We start from the raw sequence: 15543 nt of genomic DNA on the forward strand, positions 1-15543 counted from the left end.
TGGAAAAGGCGTCATCAATTTTACGCCATGCCGGGCCATCAAATGCTTGCCGCAGGCGCACAGTCGTATCATGCTGATACCTGAGGCGTAAGGCGAGCGGGAGAACAAGCGCATGAGCACCACAACCGACAGTATCGAAGGCACCGGCACCAAGGCCCCCACCATCGATCCGCTGTCGAGCTTGATGATGCTCCCCTTCGAGGTGGCCAGCCAGACGATGGATCAATGGCTGAACCCCAAGACCGCGATTCCCGATGTGATGGAACAGGCCGGCGCCATGATGGATGCCGGATTGGCCGAAGGGGGCCCGGTGGTGAACGGCGAGGATGCCGCGCAATGGGCCGATGTGGCCGCGCGGATGCAGGCCAAATGGATGGAGTTTCAGACCCAGCAGGCGGGCAAGGCGATGTCGGGCCTGCTCTCGGGCGATCTGTTCAAGGCCGAACTGAACGGCCTCGCCTCGCTCTCGCCCGCGATGAACGAGATGCTGGCGCAATGGGGCCGACAGATCCCGCTGGTGCGGCCCGAAACCCAGCAGAAGCTGCTTTCCGACGGGATGAAGTTGTGGGAGGGCGTGCTGGCGCAATGGGGGCTGCATGCCGTGAAGGGCGAGGCGCAGAATGCCCACCTGCCCCGCAGCGACCGCCGATTTGCCGATGCGGCATGGCGCGAGACGCCCTATTTCGCGCTGGTGCATCAGACCTATCTGCTAATGGCCGAACAGATCACGGCGATGGCCGATTCGGTCGAAGGGCTGGACGATGCCCGCAAGGAGCAATTGCGCTTCTACACGCGCACGATGATCGAGGCTCTCAGCCCCGACCATTTCGCGCTGACCAATCCGCTGGTGATGGAAAAGGCGATTGAGACGCGCGGCGAAAGTCTGGTCAAGGGGCTGGAGCATCTGCTCGAGGATATGAAGCGCGGGCAGTTGAGCCACACCAATCGCGACGCCTTCAAGGTAGGCGAGAATATCGCCGCCACGCCCGGCAAGGTCGTGCACCGCACCCCGTTTTACGAATTGATCCAATATTCGCCCAGCACCGAGAAGGTGATGGCCGCCCCGCTGCTGATCTTTCCGCCCTGGATCAACCGGTTCTACATCCTTGATCTCAACGCGAAGAAGAGCTTCGTCAAATGGGCGGTGGATCAGGGCATCACCGTGTTTCTGGTCAGCTGGAAATCGGCCGATCCCAATGACCCCGACATGGATTGGGGCGCGGTGACATGGGACGATTATATCGGCGCCCAGATCGAGGCCATCGACGTGGTGCGCGAGCGGCTGAAGGTGCCCTCGGTTCACACCATCGGCTATTGCGTGGCGGGCACGACGCTGGCGGCGACGCTGGCGGTGCTGGCGCGGCGGGGTGAGGCGGAGAAGGTGGCCAGCGCGACCTTCTTTACCGCGCAGGTCGATTTTGAAAAGGCGGGCGAGCTCAAGACCTTTATCGACGATCAGCAACTGGCCGCGATCGGCGCGCTGGCGCAGAACGGGGTGATCGACGGGCGCTATCTGGCCGCGACCTTCAACCTGCTGCGTTCGCAGGATCTGATCTGGAGCTATGTGACGCGCAATTACCTGCTGGGCGAGGATTATTCCGCCTTTGACCTGCTGTTCTGGAATGGCGACAGCACGAATCTGCCCGCAGGCTGGCATCAATCCTATTTGCGCGATCTCTATCGCGACAATCTGCTGGTTCAACCCGACGCGCTGAGCGGTTGCGGCACGCCCATCGACCTGTCGCGCATCGCCACGCCCGCCTATATTCAGGCCGGGCGCGAGGATCATATCGCCCCGCCCGAAAGCGTGTGGCGTTTGAGCGGGCAGTTGAAGAACAGCCCGCATGTGTTTGTGCTGGCCGGGTCGGGGCATATTGCGGGTGTGGTCAATCCGCCTGCGGCCAAAAAGTACCAGTTCTGGACCAATGACGAACCGGCCGAAAATCTGGCCGCTTTTGTCGCACAGGCGAAGGAAACGCCCGGCAGCTGGTGGAATCACTGGCTTGGCTGGTTGCAGGAACGGGCGCCCGAACAGGTGCCCGCCAAGGGCAAGCGCGTTCCGGGTGGACGAGGCGACAAGGTTCTGGGCGATGCCCCGGGCGAATATGTGAGGGCGCGATAGGAGGATCTGCAAACGCTCTTTTATGCTGCAAGTGCGAAATGCTGAATTTTCGCCCGCGAGCCTGATGAGCTTTTCGCGCCGCAAACCTATTACAAAATCGCCTCATTTGTTTGATTTTCGTCAAATTTAGGCAAAATCCTCTCCGATCCGGGGGAATCATATGCTGCGCCGCACAAAAATCACTTGACTTCGGGGCGCCGAATCATCATTGTGCATCGCAACAAAGGTGAGGATCTCGGCAGGCCCGATCGCATCGGAAGCACTGGGATTATGCACCAATTCAACAGTCGGTTGAACGGGAAGCAGGTCCAATGAGCAAGAAGCCCACTACCAAGGCTACCATTCGCACCACGCGCGCGCCCTTTGTCAAGCGCGCCGCACCGTCGATCATTCCGCAAACCGCTGTTGAGGAATTGCCCGCCACCGAAACCCCCGCCGTTGAGCCGGAGGTCGAAGTGACGCCCGCAGTCGAAACGGCCGCGCCGGTCGAAGAAGCGCCCGCTGCCGAGGAAGCGCCGGTTGAGGCCACCCCCGAGCCGGTTATCGAAGCGGCCGCTGTCGAAGCGCCCATCGAAGAAACCCCTGCCCCCGAACCCGAGGCCAAGATCGAGGCGCCGGTTGCGCCCGTCGAGGCCGAAGCACCGGTGGCCAAGCCCGTCCGCAAGCCTGCCCCGCGCAAGGCCGCGACCAATGCCGAACCTGTATCCCCCACCTCTCTTTCCGAGGTTGAAGCCCCCACCGTGGAGGTGAGCGCCCAAGCCCCGCTGTCGACCGAAAATGCCGCCCAGCCGCCGCGCTGGCCCAATGTCTTCGCCAAGGAGTTTGCCATGTCCACGTTCCCCAGCTTCGATTTCGCCGCCCCCTTCCAGACCGCTTTTTCCGAATTCCAGGAAAAGGCCAAGGCCGCCTATGAAAAGGGCAATTCGGTGTTTGGCGATTACAGCGAATTCGCCAAGGGCAACGTCGAAGCTCTGGTCGAATCGAGCAAGATCCTGGCCGCCGGCCTGCAGGAACTGACCTCGGCCTATGTGTCGGAAGGCCGCGCCGGTTTTGAAACGCTGACCGCCGAAGTCAAGGAACTGGCCGCTGCCAAGAGCCCGACCGACTTCCTCAAGCTGCAGAACGATCTGGCCAAGAAGCACTTTGACGACGCCGTTGCCGCCGCTTCGAAGCATTCCGAAGCGCTGGTCAAGCTGGCCAATGAAGCGGCTCAGCCGATCTCGACCCGCGTGACGCTGGCCGTGGAAAAGATCAAGGCGGCTGCCTGATCCATTGATGCGGGGCGGCCCCCGCCGCCCTTGCCTGCAAAGCCCGGCCATCCGCCCTCTCACCGGATGCCGGGCTTTTTGCCGCCTGCCGGGGCGATTTCCATTTGCGCCCCGCCGGATAATGCGGCAGCATCCGCCATGCCGACATATATTTAAGTCGGAGGATGCAAGGGACTGCGCATAGAAGCGCTTGTCCTGCCCCCCTGATTCGCGGTATTTGGGCCGGATGATTCTCTCCCGTTCCCCTAACTCGGCCACATGTGGCTTGGCGGCCTCATGCATGGATGCGGCACATGACGACGGCGGCGATGCGCGGCCGGTCTTTGCCGGTGAGGATGACGATCGCGGCGGTCAGGGACAGATCGGCCTTGCCACGCGCACCCGTGCCCGCCCCAAAAAGCCAAGCCAGTTCAAAGTCTTGATGCTGAATGACGATTACACCCCGATGGAATTCGTCGTCATGGTGCTCAAGCGCTTTTTCAACATGGATCTTGAACAGGCCACCCGCGTGATGCTGCATGTGCATCAGCGCGGCGTGGGCGTCTGCGGCATTTTCCCCTACGAAATCGCCGAGACAAAGGTGAATCAGGTTATGGATTGCGCAAGGCAAAACCAGCACCCGCTGCAATGCACTCTGGAAAAGGCCTGAAGACACAGGCCGGAGCCGATTTGCGGCGGGCGGCCTCACTCCCCCTTGCGCCGCGACGCCGCCCCGCTTAACTGAACCGCAAAGTCCGGGTTGGCGTGCCTGCGCGTCGGCCCGTCCGGCCCGCTGTGTGAAGAGAGCCCCCATCGCGTGAAATCCCGCCCGACCCTCCATCGCCAGGCCGCCGTCGCGGGGCGCGCATGAAATTCTTTACGGCGGCCGACCGCTACATCTTCCGGCTTGTGCTGATGCCGATGCTGGCGGTGTTCGTCATCGCGGCCTCGCTGCTGATGGTGGACAAGATGCTGCGCCTGTTCGAATTCGTCTCCACCGAGGGCGGACCGGTCAGCGTGGTGTTCAAGATGCTGGCCAACCTGATGCCCGAATATGCCAGTCTGGCGATCCCTCTGGGCCTGATGCTGGGGGTGCTGCTGGCGTTCCGCAAACTGGCCATGTCGAGCGAACTGGACGTGATGCGCGCGGTGGGGCTGTCTTATACGCGCCTGCTGCGGGTGCCTTTTATGATGGCGCTGCTGATGGCCGCGATCAATCTGATCATCGTCGGCTATGTTCAGCCGATGGCGCGCTACTATTATGAGCAGCTTGATTTTGAACTGCGCACCGGGGCGCTGGGCGCCTCGATCAAGGTGGGCGAATTCAACACGCTGAAAGACCGGATGAGCCTGCGCATCGAGCAGAGCCGCGAGGATGGCCACGAATTGCTGGGCATTTTCGCGCGCGTCACCGAGGCCAATGGTGAAGTCCTCTCGATCAGCGCCCGCCGGGGCCGCTTCCTCGCGCTTCAGGGCAATCTCGACACCGTGATCCTGCGCCTGACCGATGGCCAGATCGTGCAAAGCCCCAAGGGCCTCACGCCCCGCGTGCTCAGCTTCAGCACGCATGACTTGCCCATCGATCTGCCCGCTCTTGAAAAATTCCGTAAGCGCGGCGGGCGCGAGCGCGAATATGTGCTGCCCGAACTGCTTAAAATCGGCTGGGACAAGGGCAGCAGCGAGCATGACAAGACCGTGGTCAAGGCCAGCCTCAACTATCGTCTGGTCGAGGTGGTGATGATCCTGATGCTGCCTTTGCTGGCGGTCGCGCTGGCGGTGCCGCCCAAGCGTTCGAGTTCTTCGCTGGGGGTGTTTGTCTCGATCGTGATGGTTGTGGCCTATCACAAGGTCAATGAATATGGGCAATCGGTGGCCGAACTGGGGCGGATTGATCCGGCCATCGCGTTATGGGTGCCGTTTGCCGTCTTTGCCGCGATGATCGGCTGGATGTATTACACGCTGGCCTATGTTCCGGGCGGACAGCCCATCGGCGCGCTCGAACGCTTTGCCGCCACGCTGGGCAAGTCGATCACCCGGATGCTGGACCGCACTGCCGCACAAAAAGGTGGCGCACAAAAGGGTAAGGCCGAGGCATGATGGACCTGTTCCCCTCGCGCACGCTCACGCTCTATTTGTCGCGCCTGTTCATCACGCGCATTCTGGGCGTGCTGGTGATGCTGGTGCTCGTGTTGCAGGTGCTCGATCTGCTGTCGGAAAGCGGCAATATTCTGGCCCATCCTGGCAATGGCCAGGCCCAGATCTGGCACTATGTCACGCTGCGCAGCCCCCAATTGGTGGCGCGTTTCCTGCCCTATTCGGTGCTGCTGGCCACACTGTTCACCTTCTTTCCGCTGAACCAGAACAGCGAGGTGATCGCGATGCGCGCCGCAGGGCTTTCCGCGCATCAGATCCTCGCGCCGATGCTGGCCACCGCGCTGGTTGTTTCGGGCGTCAGCTTTGCCTTCAACGAGATGGTCGTCACCCGCGTCACTGCCGATCTCAAGGCGTGGCAGAATGTGCAGTTCGGCGAAATTCCCGACGAACCGGCCGAGCGCACCAACCTCTATCTGGCCGATGGCAACAATATCATCGGCGCCGACACGATGAACGGCAGCGGCAAGGCGATTCGCCTGCACGGGGTCACATGGTATGAACGCAATCCGCAGGGCCTGATTACCCGCCGCGTGATTGCCCCGCTGGCCACCTATGCCGCTCCGGGCTGGCGTCTGGAAAAGCCGGAGAGCTTCGATGTGGCCAGCGCCGCGCTGACCCGCCCCGGCCCGATGGTGGTGGCCAAGGGCATCACCCCGGCCCAGATCGACATCACGCAGGCGGACGCCGACCGCATGAACCTGTTCCAATTGCACCGCACGATCGAAGCGCTGCGCGCGGGCGGACGGCGGACCTCGGATCTGGAAAGCAAATGGTGGCACAAGATTTCAGGGCCTTTGTCGGCGCTGCTGATGCCGCTGCTGGGTTCGGTGGCCGCTTTTGGTCTGGCGCGTTCGGGGCAATTGTTCATCCGCGCCATTCTGGGCATGGCGCTGGGCTTTACCTATTTCGTGGTCGACAATCTCAGCCTCGCGGTCGGCAATTTTGGCGGTTATCCGCCGCTGGTGGCGGCATGGGCGCCCTTTGTGCTGTTCCTGCTGGTGGGCGAAACCGTATTGGTGCGGACCGAGGAATAGGCTGGTCAAACGCGTTGGCATAAAACGCCCCACCCCCCGCTTTGCCCCGTTTATGCCCCAATTGCATGGTCTAGGGCGCGCAAGAGACGAGCGCGCCCTGCTTCCCCTAGATACAGGGGGCCTTGCCCCGTCCGCCTCCGACCTTTAAATATGCGCCAAGACTTTCGAGGAACCGATCACGTGGCCACCAACAACGCCGCACTGGACGAAGCCAAGCTGCCCTTCTGGAAGCGCTCGCACTATCTCGACCGCATGAATTTGCGCGATCTGGTGTTCGCCTATTTCCAGCATTACACGATCATCGCCTATATGGCGCTGGCCGTGGCGGGCTTTGCCGTGTTTGCATGGAACCCCACGGGCCTGTGGCGCGCGCTGGCCATTGTGGCGGCGGCGGCGGCGGTCTATCCGCTGGTGTGGCATCTGCTGCATCAATATATCCTGCACGGGCAATGGCCGTACAAGTTCAAATGGCTGGCGGGCACGTGGAAGCGCATCCACTATGACCACCATCAGGACCCCAACCATCTGGAGGTGCTGTTTGGCGCGCTGCACACCACCGTGCCGACGATCTTTATCGCCACGGCCCCGGTGGGCGCGCTGATCGCTCCGGAAGGCGCGCGGATCGGCGGCGCGGCGCTGGCCTTTTCGATCGGCATCCTGACCACCTGCTATTATGAATTCATGCACTGCATCCAGCATCTGGCCTTCAAGCCGAAGTGGAAGTGGGTGCAGCACATGAAGCAGCGCCACAATGAGCACCACTATGTGGACGAGGACGGCAATTTCGGGATCACCAATTATTTCTGGGATCACGTGCTGGGCACCTATTACGAAAAGAAGGATCGCCCGGGCCGCAGCCCCACCGTGTTCAACCTTGGCTATACCGAGGAAGTGGCCAAGAAATACCCCTGGGTGAAGGATCTGTCGGGCGGCATCGCCAGCGACCATCCCCGTCGCCGCGCCATCGCCAATGCCAAGAAACTGGCCGCCGAGGCCAAGGCGCCGACCGAGGAACAGATCCTGGCCCACGCCGCCGAAGCGGTGGGCATGGACACCGAAGCCTGAAACACCGGCCCTGATACAAAGTTCATGATGCGAGGGCCTGACCGCCCTCGCATTTTTCTTTTATTCCCGGCGCGCCCCGCTACACATCGCCGCCATAGCCGCGCCACAAGCCACAGGGAGAACCGCCACATGACCGCCATCACCATCACGCCCGCCAATTCCAAGGCCGAGCGCGCGCAATGGGTGGATTATGTCTATGTGGCCAATGCGGGCGATCCCAATTTCGTGCCGCAATTGCGGATGGAAGAAATCGAGAAGGTGACGCCCGGCGGCAATCCTTTCCATGAACATGCCGATTGCCAATTGCTGCTGGCGCGGCGCGGCGGGCGGATCGTGGGCCGCATTGCCGCAATCGTCGACCATCAGGCCACCGGCATGCCCGTCGAACAGGGCATGGGCCCGGGCACCGGCAATTGGGGCGCGCTGGAGGCCGAGACGCAGGAAATCGCCCATATCCTGATCGCCAGCGCCGAGGACTGGCTGCGGGTCAAGGGCATGCACCGGGTGCTGGCGCCGATGAACCTGTCGGTGTGGGAAGAGCCGGGCCTGCTGGTCAAGGGCCACGACCATCCGCCCACGGTGATGATGGGCCACCAGAACGCCAAGTTCCAGCCCTGGATCGAGGCGGCCGGTTATACGCCCGCCAAGATGCTCAACACCTATGAACTGGACATCACGCAGGAATTCCCGCCGCTGATCCAGCGCATCGTCAAATCGGGCGAGAAGAACCCGCGCATCAACATTCGCGGCGTCAATCTGAAGGAATTCGACAAGGAAGCCGCGATCATCCTCGACATCCTCAACGATGCGTGGAGCGACAATTGGGGCTTTGTTCCGATCACCGACAGCGAAGTGGCCTATACGGGCAAGAAGCTGAAGCCGCTGGTCAAATCGGATCTGGTGCAGATTGCCGAATATGATGGCGAACCGGTCGCCTTCATGATGACCCTGCCCGATATGAATGAAGTGCTGAAGAAGATCGGGCCCAAGCCTTCGCCGCTGGGCTGGATTCGCCTGTTGCTGTGGATCTGGCGCCCGCGCGTGCGCACGATGCGCGTGCCCTTGATGGGCGTGCGCAAGCGGCTGCAATCGAGCCGCATGGCCAGCCAGCTCGCCTTTATGATGATCGAATATATCCGCCGCAATTCGGTGGCCAATTATGGCGCCAGCCGGGGCGAAATCGGCTGGATCCTTGATGACAATCAGGGGATGAATTCGATCGCGCGCGAAATCCATTCCACCGTGAACAAGGAATATCAGATCTATCAAAAGGATCTGTGAGAGGTCTTTGGGGGTTGCGGCACCGGCCCACCCCCTTTTCCCCACCCATAAATTAGAAGGCCCTTGCTCTGGGGGGAGCAAGGGCCTTCACGGGATCGCGTCACCGCCGCGCTAGGACGGGAGGGGGGTCTGCAACGGTGACATAGGGGAAACGCGGGTCTCAAAATTTGGTTCCCGTATTTTTGAAAATTATTTTCGTCATGGCGCAAATGATCGCAATTGCTAAGGTGCAAGGCCGTCCGATCCGCTCTATGTATCGGAAAAGGCGGGCGCCTGCCGCTGGTTGAGGGTCAATATGCCTTTGGGAACTGAAATCGCATCGCATTTGCCCTTTCTGCGGCGCTATGCCCGCGCGCTGACCGGGGATCAGCAAGCCGGCGATGGTCTGGTGCGCCGCCTGCTGGAAATGGCGCTGGCCGAACCGGAATTGCGCGCGCGGTTGAGCGGGGGACGCCTGCCGCTTTATCGCGCCTTCTCCGACCTTTTCGCCGCGCAGGAAACGCCCCGCTCCTCCACGTCGCGCGCGCCCGCCGATCTGCGGCTTGGCCGGATCGCCCCGCTGGCCCGTCAGGCGCTGCTGCTCACCACGGTCGAGGATTTCAACACCACGCAGGCCGCCCATATTCTCGACCTTTCGGTGGAGGAGACCGCCGATCTGGCGCGCGGCGCAGTGGCCGATATCGCCCGCGACAGCGCCACCAGCGTGCTGGTGATCGAGGATGAGCCGCTGATCGCGATGCAGCTCGAAACGCTGGTCACCAGCATGGGCCACAGCATTTTCGGCACCGCCGCCACGCGCGCGCAGGCGCAAAAACTGATGGCAAAGGGCGTGCCCGGTCTGGTGCTGGCCGATATTCAACTGGCCGACGGATCATCCGGGCTGGATGCGGTGGCCGATCTGCTGGCGGTGGCCGATGTGCCGGTGATCTTCATCACCGCCTTTCCCGAAAGGCTGCTGACCGGCGACGGGCCGGAGCCGACCTGGCTGATCACCAAGCCCTTCCGCGAGGATTCCGTGCAGGCCGCCATGGCGCAGGCGCTGTTTTTCCGTCAGAGCTGATCGGCGCCTTCCGCCCGTTTGGCCCGCATCTTGAACATGGCGGGCGGGCGCAAGGGCAGCAGCATCTCGCAGCGCACCCCGTTGCGGGCAAAGACCAGCTCGAACCGCTCGCCCAATTCGTGGGCGAGGATTCGCTCGATCAGTTCGGTGCCAAAGCCGCGCGGGCGCGCTTCGGGCACAGGCGGCCCGCCGCTTTCCGCCCAGCGCACCCGCACCCGGTCCGTGCCGAACAGAGCCCAGCGGATCGACACCCGCGCGCCCTCCACCGAGAGCGCCCCATATTTGCTGGCATTGGTGGCCAGTTCATGCATCGCCAGCCCCAGCGAAAGCGCATCATTGGGCGCCAGTTCGACATCGGGCCCTTCGAGCAGCACCGTGTCCCCCCGCGCATAGGGGGCCAGTTCCGCCTCGACCACGCCGCGCAAGGGTGTCGTACCCCAATTGCTGGCAATCAGCAGATCATGCGTGGCCGAGAGCGCGCGGATGCGGCCTTCCAGCGCATCGGCAAATTCATTGAGCGCGGGCGAAGTCGGATCACTGCCCCGCCGCCGGGTCAGGGCGATGATCGAGAGCACATTGGCCAGCGTGTTCTTGACCCGGTGGTTCAATTCGCGGCTCAACACCCCCCGGATCGAGGCCTGTTCGCGCAGCCATGCCAGCGAGGCGCGATCCTCGGAGGCCTGCCGCGCGACCAGCCAGGCCATGCCCCCCAACAGCCCCGCCACCACCGAACCCAGCGCCAGCGTGATGATCGCCACCTTGGACAGACCGGGCGCGGCCGGGGCGCTGACCACCAGCACCATCGGGCGATGGGCCACCATCACCGGCACCTGTACCGGTCCGTCGCTGCCCCCCGGCGGCCCCACCTGCGCCAGCAGACGATCGGGCCGCACCGCGCCGTCATAGAGCGAAACGGAAAAATCCGTCACCGGCTCAAGCTCGATCACCGATTGCAAAAAGACCTGGGCATTGAAAGGCGCGCCCAGAACGCCGCGCATCCGCCCCGTCGCTTTGTCGAACAGCGGCATATAGATGAGGAACCCAGGCCATGCGGGCCGCCCGCGATCCATGGCCAGCCGGATTGGCCCGGTGGCGATGGGCCGTTTCTCCCGCTCGGCCCGGTCGATCGCGGTGCGACGCTGGATTTCGGAATACATGTCATAGCCATAGGACAGGCGGCGGCGCGGCGTGGGGTCGCCCAGATAGGTGACGGGCGTCAACATCCGCGCGCCCGGCGCCGGGGCGGGATGGACGGTGTAATTCGCCATCCCTTCGGCGCGGCGCGCGGCTTCAAAGGCGGGGATCTGAGCGGGGGTAATCGCCTCGGCCCAACTGATACCTTCGGAGCCGCGATATTCTTCGTCGCCCGACAATTCCTGCGACAGGGCGATGAATTCGGCCTGCGTCATGCCCCGGCGCTTTTCCAGCAACAGGGCCGCCGCGCGCAGATAGGCGGTATGCGCATTGACCCGCCGCCCCAGCGAAGCGCCCACCACGCTGGCCGCAGCGCGGGCCTGCTGCTGACGCTGGCGGTATTCGGTGCGTTCGGTGGTATAGGCGTAAACCAGGCTGGCCAGCATCGCCAGCGCAAAACCCGCTATCGGCAGGGCGCGCGGCATGCGTTCATACCACCCCTGCGCGCCTACCTTGTCTGCAATAATGCGATCCAAAACGCGCCCCTTACCCCGCCAATTGTGCCACTTTGCAACGCCATCATGCAACAAACGGTTGCGCGTGGGAACCAAGCTGGGCAAGCTTCGTTCCCGTCCCTGCAAGTTTATGCGGGATTGGCGGATTGGGCGGGGGCGCTCAAATTGGGCAGATTGATGTGAATCGCGAGCAAAAGCCACGCAGTGCTGATTTATCGGGCGATATTGTTGCCGGATCGCCCGTTCCGGGCGAGATGGGGGCGAAACCCGAGGCCGGGCATGAAACCGGAGATACCGAACGCAAGGACGGCGGCATGGACGAGGCGCCGCCGTGGGCTGCTCCCTTGCGCGACATGTATCAACAGGTGGTCGAAGAGCCGCTGCCCGATTTCCTGTCCGATCTGCTGTCCCGGCTCGACCGCGACGCCGAATGAGCAAGGTCGAAGCCCAGCCGCCGGATTTCAAGCGAGAGCTGACGCAGGTCGTGCCGCATTTGCGCGCCTTTGCGCGCGGGCTTTGCGGGCGGCCCGATCTGGCCGACGATCTGGTGCAGGACACGCTGCTGCGCGCATGGGCCGCGCGCGACCGCTTTGTGCCGGGCACCTCGATCCGGGCCTGGACCTTCACGATCCTGCGCAATGCATGGTTTACCGAAATGCGGCGCAACCGCTTTCGCGCCGACTATGACGAGACCGTCGCCGACCGTATCCTGACCTCGCCCGCGGGGCAGGAAGCGCCGCTGCATCTGGCCGATCTGTCGCGGGCCTTGATGGAACTGCCCGCCGAAAGACGCGAAGCGCTGCTGCTGGTGGGCGCGGGCGGCTTTTCCTATGAGGAAGCGGCTGCGATCTGCGGCTGCGCAGTGGGCACGATCAAGAGCCGGGTGGGCCGCGGCCGCGCGCAATTGACCGCGATGATCGAGGAAGGGCGCATCCCCACGCGCGGCAATGCCAGCGAGAGCAGCCAGGCGCTGATGGCCGAACTCGACCGGATCACGCCCAAGGACTAATCCTGACGCCCGGCCCTGTCCACGCTGCTGGTCACGGCCACATCCATGAACACATTGCCCAGCGTGCGCATCAGATCGGGCAGCATTTCCACAGCCACCAGCAGCGCCAGCGGACCCACCGGCACGCCCATGGCAATCGCCACCGGGCCGATGGAGAGCACAAAGCTGATCGATCCGGGCAGCGAGGGTGTGCCAAGCTCAGTCAGTGCCGCCACCGCGATCCCCGCCAGCATGGCCGAGACGCCCAACGGCGTCCCGGTCAGATGGGCGACATAGATGACCACCGCCAGATTCATTGCAGGTCCCGTCGCGCGGAACAGCGCCACGCACAAAGGCAGGCTGAATTCCGCGCTCGACGAACGGATGCCAAGGCGCGAACAGGCCGAAAGCATCGCGGGCAGGCTGGCCAGCGAGCTTTGCGTGGACGCCGCCACCACCGAAACGGGCAGCATTGAACGCAGATACTGGCCCAGCGCCAACCGCCCCGCCACCACCGCGATCACCGGCGCCGAAAGCAGCACCAACCCGCCGATCCCCGCCACCAGCGTCACATAATGCGCCAGCGCGCCCACCGCCGCCGTGCCGGTCTTCACCGCCAGCCCCAGCGCCAGCGCGAACACCCCGATCGGCGCAATCGAGAGCACCCAGCCGATCATCACCATCATGATGCCCGCCAACGCCTCAAAGAAACCGATCATATGGCGGCGCGGCCCCTCGGGCAATTTTCCCATGGCCAGCGCGAAAACGGCAAAGAACACCACCACCGGCAGCATCTCTCCCCCTGCCGCCGCCGAGGCGATATTGGAGGGCAGCACCGCCAGCAGGAATTCCGACAGGCCCGGCACCGGCCCGGCGTTCTGAGCCGTGCTGCCGGCCAGCGCGCCTGCGGCCGAGCCGGGAATCGGCCACATCTTGAGCCAGAGCGGCATGACCACCACGGCCACCGCGCCGCTGACCAGATAGAAGCCCAGAATCCAGAAGATCGCCCGCCGGGCCATGGCCCCTGCCCGCGCGGCGGCGGCCGTCTGAACCAGACCCAGCACCAAGAGCGCGACCACCAGCGGCAAGATCGTCATCTGCAGACCCTTGAGCCACAAAGTGCCCAAAGGCTCGATCACCCGCACCACCGGCATGGCCGCCGGAAAGCGCGAGAGCACCAGCCCGCATACCAGCCCCGCCCCCAGCGCCACCAAAGCGCCCAGCGATGCCACGCGGATCTCCGGCAGGTTGAAACCGCCCTTTTCCGCCTGCTCAACCTGGTCCGTCAACGAATGCCCCTGTGGTTTACCATTGCCCGCCTTACCATTGTTTGCGTGACATTAACTTCGCCGCGTCACATAGCAAGGCAAGCTGCGCGTGCCATGCCCGGAACAGCATGAGCGATGCGCAAAAAGACGGATCGGTTTGAGGGCAAACGAATGGGACGACAGTTTTTCGGCACCGATGGCATTCGCGGACGGACCAATGCCGGGGTGATGACCGCCGAAATCGCGATGAAGGTGGGTCAGGCCGCGGGCACGCATTTCCTGCGCGGCAAGCATCGCCATCGCGTGGTGATCGGCAAGGATACGCGGCTTTCCGGCTATATGCTGGAAAACGCGATGGTGGCCGGGTTCACCAGCGTGGGCATGGATGTGGTGCTGCTGGGCCCGATGCCGACGCCCGCCGTGGCGCTGTTGACGCGCGAATTGCGCGCGGACGTGGGTGTGATGATCTCGGCCAGCCATAACCCTTACGAGGACAATGGCATCAAGCTATTCGGCCCCGATGGGTTCAAGCTCTCAGACGAGGATGAGCTGGCCATCGAATCGATGCTGGGTCAGGCGCTGCCTCTGGCCGACAGCCCCCAGATCGGGCGGGCGCGGCGCATCGAGGACGCGCGCGGGCGCTATATCCACGCGGTCAAGGGTTCGGTGCCGCATAACATCCGCCTTGATGGGCTGAAGATCGTGGTCGATTGCGCCAATGGCGCGGCCTATCAGGTGGCCCCCTCGGCGGTCTGGGAATTGGGCGCGGAGGTGATTGCGGTGGGCGTCACGCCCAACGGCAAGAATATCAACGACAAATGCGGCTCTACCCACCTTGATCTGATCAAGGAAACCGTGGTCGCCTCGGGCGCGGACATCGGCATTGCGCTGGACGGCGATGCCGACCGCCTAATCGTGGTCGATGAAATGGGCCAGACGGTCGATGGCGACCAGTTGATGGCGCTGATCGGCACGCAATTGCACCAGCGCGGCGAATTGCGCGGCGGGGGCGTGGTGGCCACGGTCATGTCGAATCTTGGGCTGGAGCGTTACCTGAACGCGCAGGGGCTGAATCTGGAGCGCACCAAGGTGGGCGACCGCTATGTGCTCGAACGCATGAAGGAAGGCGGATTCAATGTCGGCGGCGAACAGTCGGGCCATATGATCATGCTCGACCATGGCACCACCGGCGATGGCACCGTGGCCGCGCTGCAGGTGCTGGTCGCGCTGGTGCAATCGGGCAAGAAGGCGAGCGAATTGCTCCACCTGTTCGACCCCGTGCCGCAATTGCTGAAAAACGTGCGCTTTTCGGGCGGCAAGCCGCTGGAGGCGGACAGCGTGAAAAAGGTGATCGCGGACGCCGAGGCGCAGCTTGCCGGGCGCGGGCGGCTGGTGATCCGGCCTTCGGGCACCGAACCTGTTATCCGCGTAATGGCCGAGGGCGATGATGCGGCCGAGGTCGAGCAGGTGGTGGATGCCATTTGCGATGCGGTGAAGGCGGCGGTTTAACGTAAGTTTGCCTCCGGCGGGCAAAGGGTCTTGGACCCTTTGCAATCCCTTTAATGGAGTGGCGTTTGACCGGCCGAGGAACGCATCTGCGGAGCGGTTTATAGAGCCTGCGGCGCGGCGGGGTGGCGCTCTGGTTGAACCTGTGACGCAACAATGACAGTAATGG

13 protein-coding genes are annotated in these 15543 nt (G+C 63.3%); 11 read left to right on the plus strand and 2 right to left on the minus strand.

What is annotated here, in order from left to right:
• Positions 1–277 precede the first annotated feature (277 nt).
• The 8 genes from BGP00_RS04530 to BGP00_RS04565 all read left to right on the plus strand — a co-directional run bounded on the left by BGP00_RS04530 (position 278) and on the right by BGP00_RS04565 (position 9963).
• Positions 278–2122 carry an alpha/beta fold hydrolase gene (locus BGP00_RS04530; protein ID WP_292693159.1) on the plus strand — a complete coding sequence of 615 codons (1845 nt, stop codon included), beginning with the start codon at positions 278–280 and terminating at the stop codon, positions 2120–2122.
• A gap of 311 nt (positions 2123–2433) precedes the next feature.
• Complete coding sequence (gene phaP, locus BGP00_RS04535; protein ID WP_292693108.1) at positions 2434–3390, plus strand: phasin family protein; 957 nt, start codon at positions 2434–2436, stop codon at positions 3388–3390.
• Between the two features lie 280 nt (positions 3391–3670).
• Positions 3671–4039 (plus strand): ATP-dependent Clp protease adapter ClpS, encoded by a 369-nt coding sequence (clpS, locus tag BGP00_RS04540; RefSeq protein ID WP_292693107.1) that lies wholly within the window; start codon positions 3671–3673, stop codon positions 4037–4039.
• A 197-nt stretch (positions 4040–4236) separates the two neighbouring features.
• Positions 4237–5466 (plus strand): LPS export ABC transporter permease LptF, encoded by a 1230-nt coding sequence (gene lptF, locus BGP00_RS04545; protein ID WP_168602916.1) that lies wholly within the window; start codon positions 4237–4239, stop codon positions 5464–5466.
• Positions 5463–6557 (plus strand): LPS export ABC transporter permease LptG, encoded by a 1095-nt coding sequence (lptG, locus tag BGP00_RS04550; protein WP_168602917.1) that lies wholly within the window; start codon positions 5463–5465, stop codon positions 6555–6557. Before lptF ends, lptG begins: the two co-directional genes overlap by 4 nt.
• A gap of 180 nt (positions 6558–6737) precedes the next feature.
• Positions 6738–7622, plus strand: coding sequence for a sterol desaturase family protein (locus BGP00_RS04555; protein WP_292693104.1), 885 nt, complete (start codon positions 6738–6740; stop codon positions 7620–7622).
• Positions 7623–7751: 129 nt separating this feature from the next.
• Positions 7752–8903: an N-acetyltransferase gene (locus BGP00_RS04560; RefSeq protein WP_168602919.1), complete on the plus strand. Its 1152-nt coding sequence runs from the start codon at positions 7752–7754 to the stop codon at positions 8901–8903.
• Between the two features lie 295 nt (positions 8904–9198).
• Positions 9199–9963, plus strand: a complete 765-nt coding sequence (locus tag BGP00_RS04565) for a response regulator (RefSeq protein WP_168602920.1) — start codon at positions 9199–9201, stop codon at positions 9961–9963.
• Here the strand turns inward: BGP00_RS04565 and BGP00_RS04570 are convergent.
• Positions 9954–11633 carry a CHASE domain-containing protein gene (locus BGP00_RS04570; protein ID WP_168602921.1) on the minus strand — a complete coding sequence of 560 codons (1680 nt, stop codon included), beginning with the start codon at positions 11631–11633 and terminating at the stop codon, positions 9954–9956. The two genes, BGP00_RS04565 and BGP00_RS04570, sit on opposite strands and share 10 nt — an antisense overlap.
• A 158-nt stretch (positions 11634–11791) precedes the next feature.
• On the opposite strand from BGP00_RS04570, the gene BGP00_RS04575 reads away from it, so the two are divergent.
• Together BGP00_RS04575 and BGP00_RS04580 are read left to right on the plus strand one after the other, a co-directional pair.
• Positions 11792–12046 carry a NepR family anti-sigma factor gene (locus tag BGP00_RS04575; RefSeq protein ID WP_292693099.1) on the plus strand — a complete coding sequence of 85 codons (255 nt, stop codon included), beginning with the start codon at positions 11792–11794 and terminating at the stop codon, positions 12044–12046.
• Complete coding sequence (locus BGP00_RS04580; protein WP_168602922.1) at positions 12043–12621, plus strand: sigma-70 family RNA polymerase sigma factor; 579 nt, start codon at positions 12043–12045, stop codon at positions 12619–12621. Before BGP00_RS04575 ends, BGP00_RS04580 begins: the two co-directional genes overlap by 4 nt.
• On the opposite strand, the gene BGP00_RS04585 is transcribed toward BGP00_RS04580, so the two are convergent.
• Positions 12618–13889, minus strand: coding sequence for a cation:dicarboxylase symporter family transporter (locus BGP00_RS04585; RefSeq protein WP_292693096.1), 1272 nt, complete (start codon positions 13887–13889; stop codon positions 12618–12620). The two genes, BGP00_RS04580 and BGP00_RS04585, sit on opposite strands and share 4 nt — an antisense overlap.
• 150 nt (positions 13890–14039) lie before the next feature.
• On the opposite strand from BGP00_RS04585, the gene glmM reads away from it, so the two are divergent.
• Complete coding sequence (gene glmM, locus BGP00_RS04590) at positions 14040–15377, plus strand: phosphoglucosamine mutase (RefSeq protein ID WP_292693093.1); 1338 nt, start codon at positions 14040–14042, stop codon at positions 15375–15377.
• Positions 15378–15543: the final 166 nt, after the last annotated feature.

The organism is Novosphingobium sp. 63-713 (assembly GCF_001898925.1).
Lineage (GTDB): Bacteria > Pseudomonadota > Alphaproteobacteria > Sphingomonadales > Sphingomonadaceae > Novosphingobium.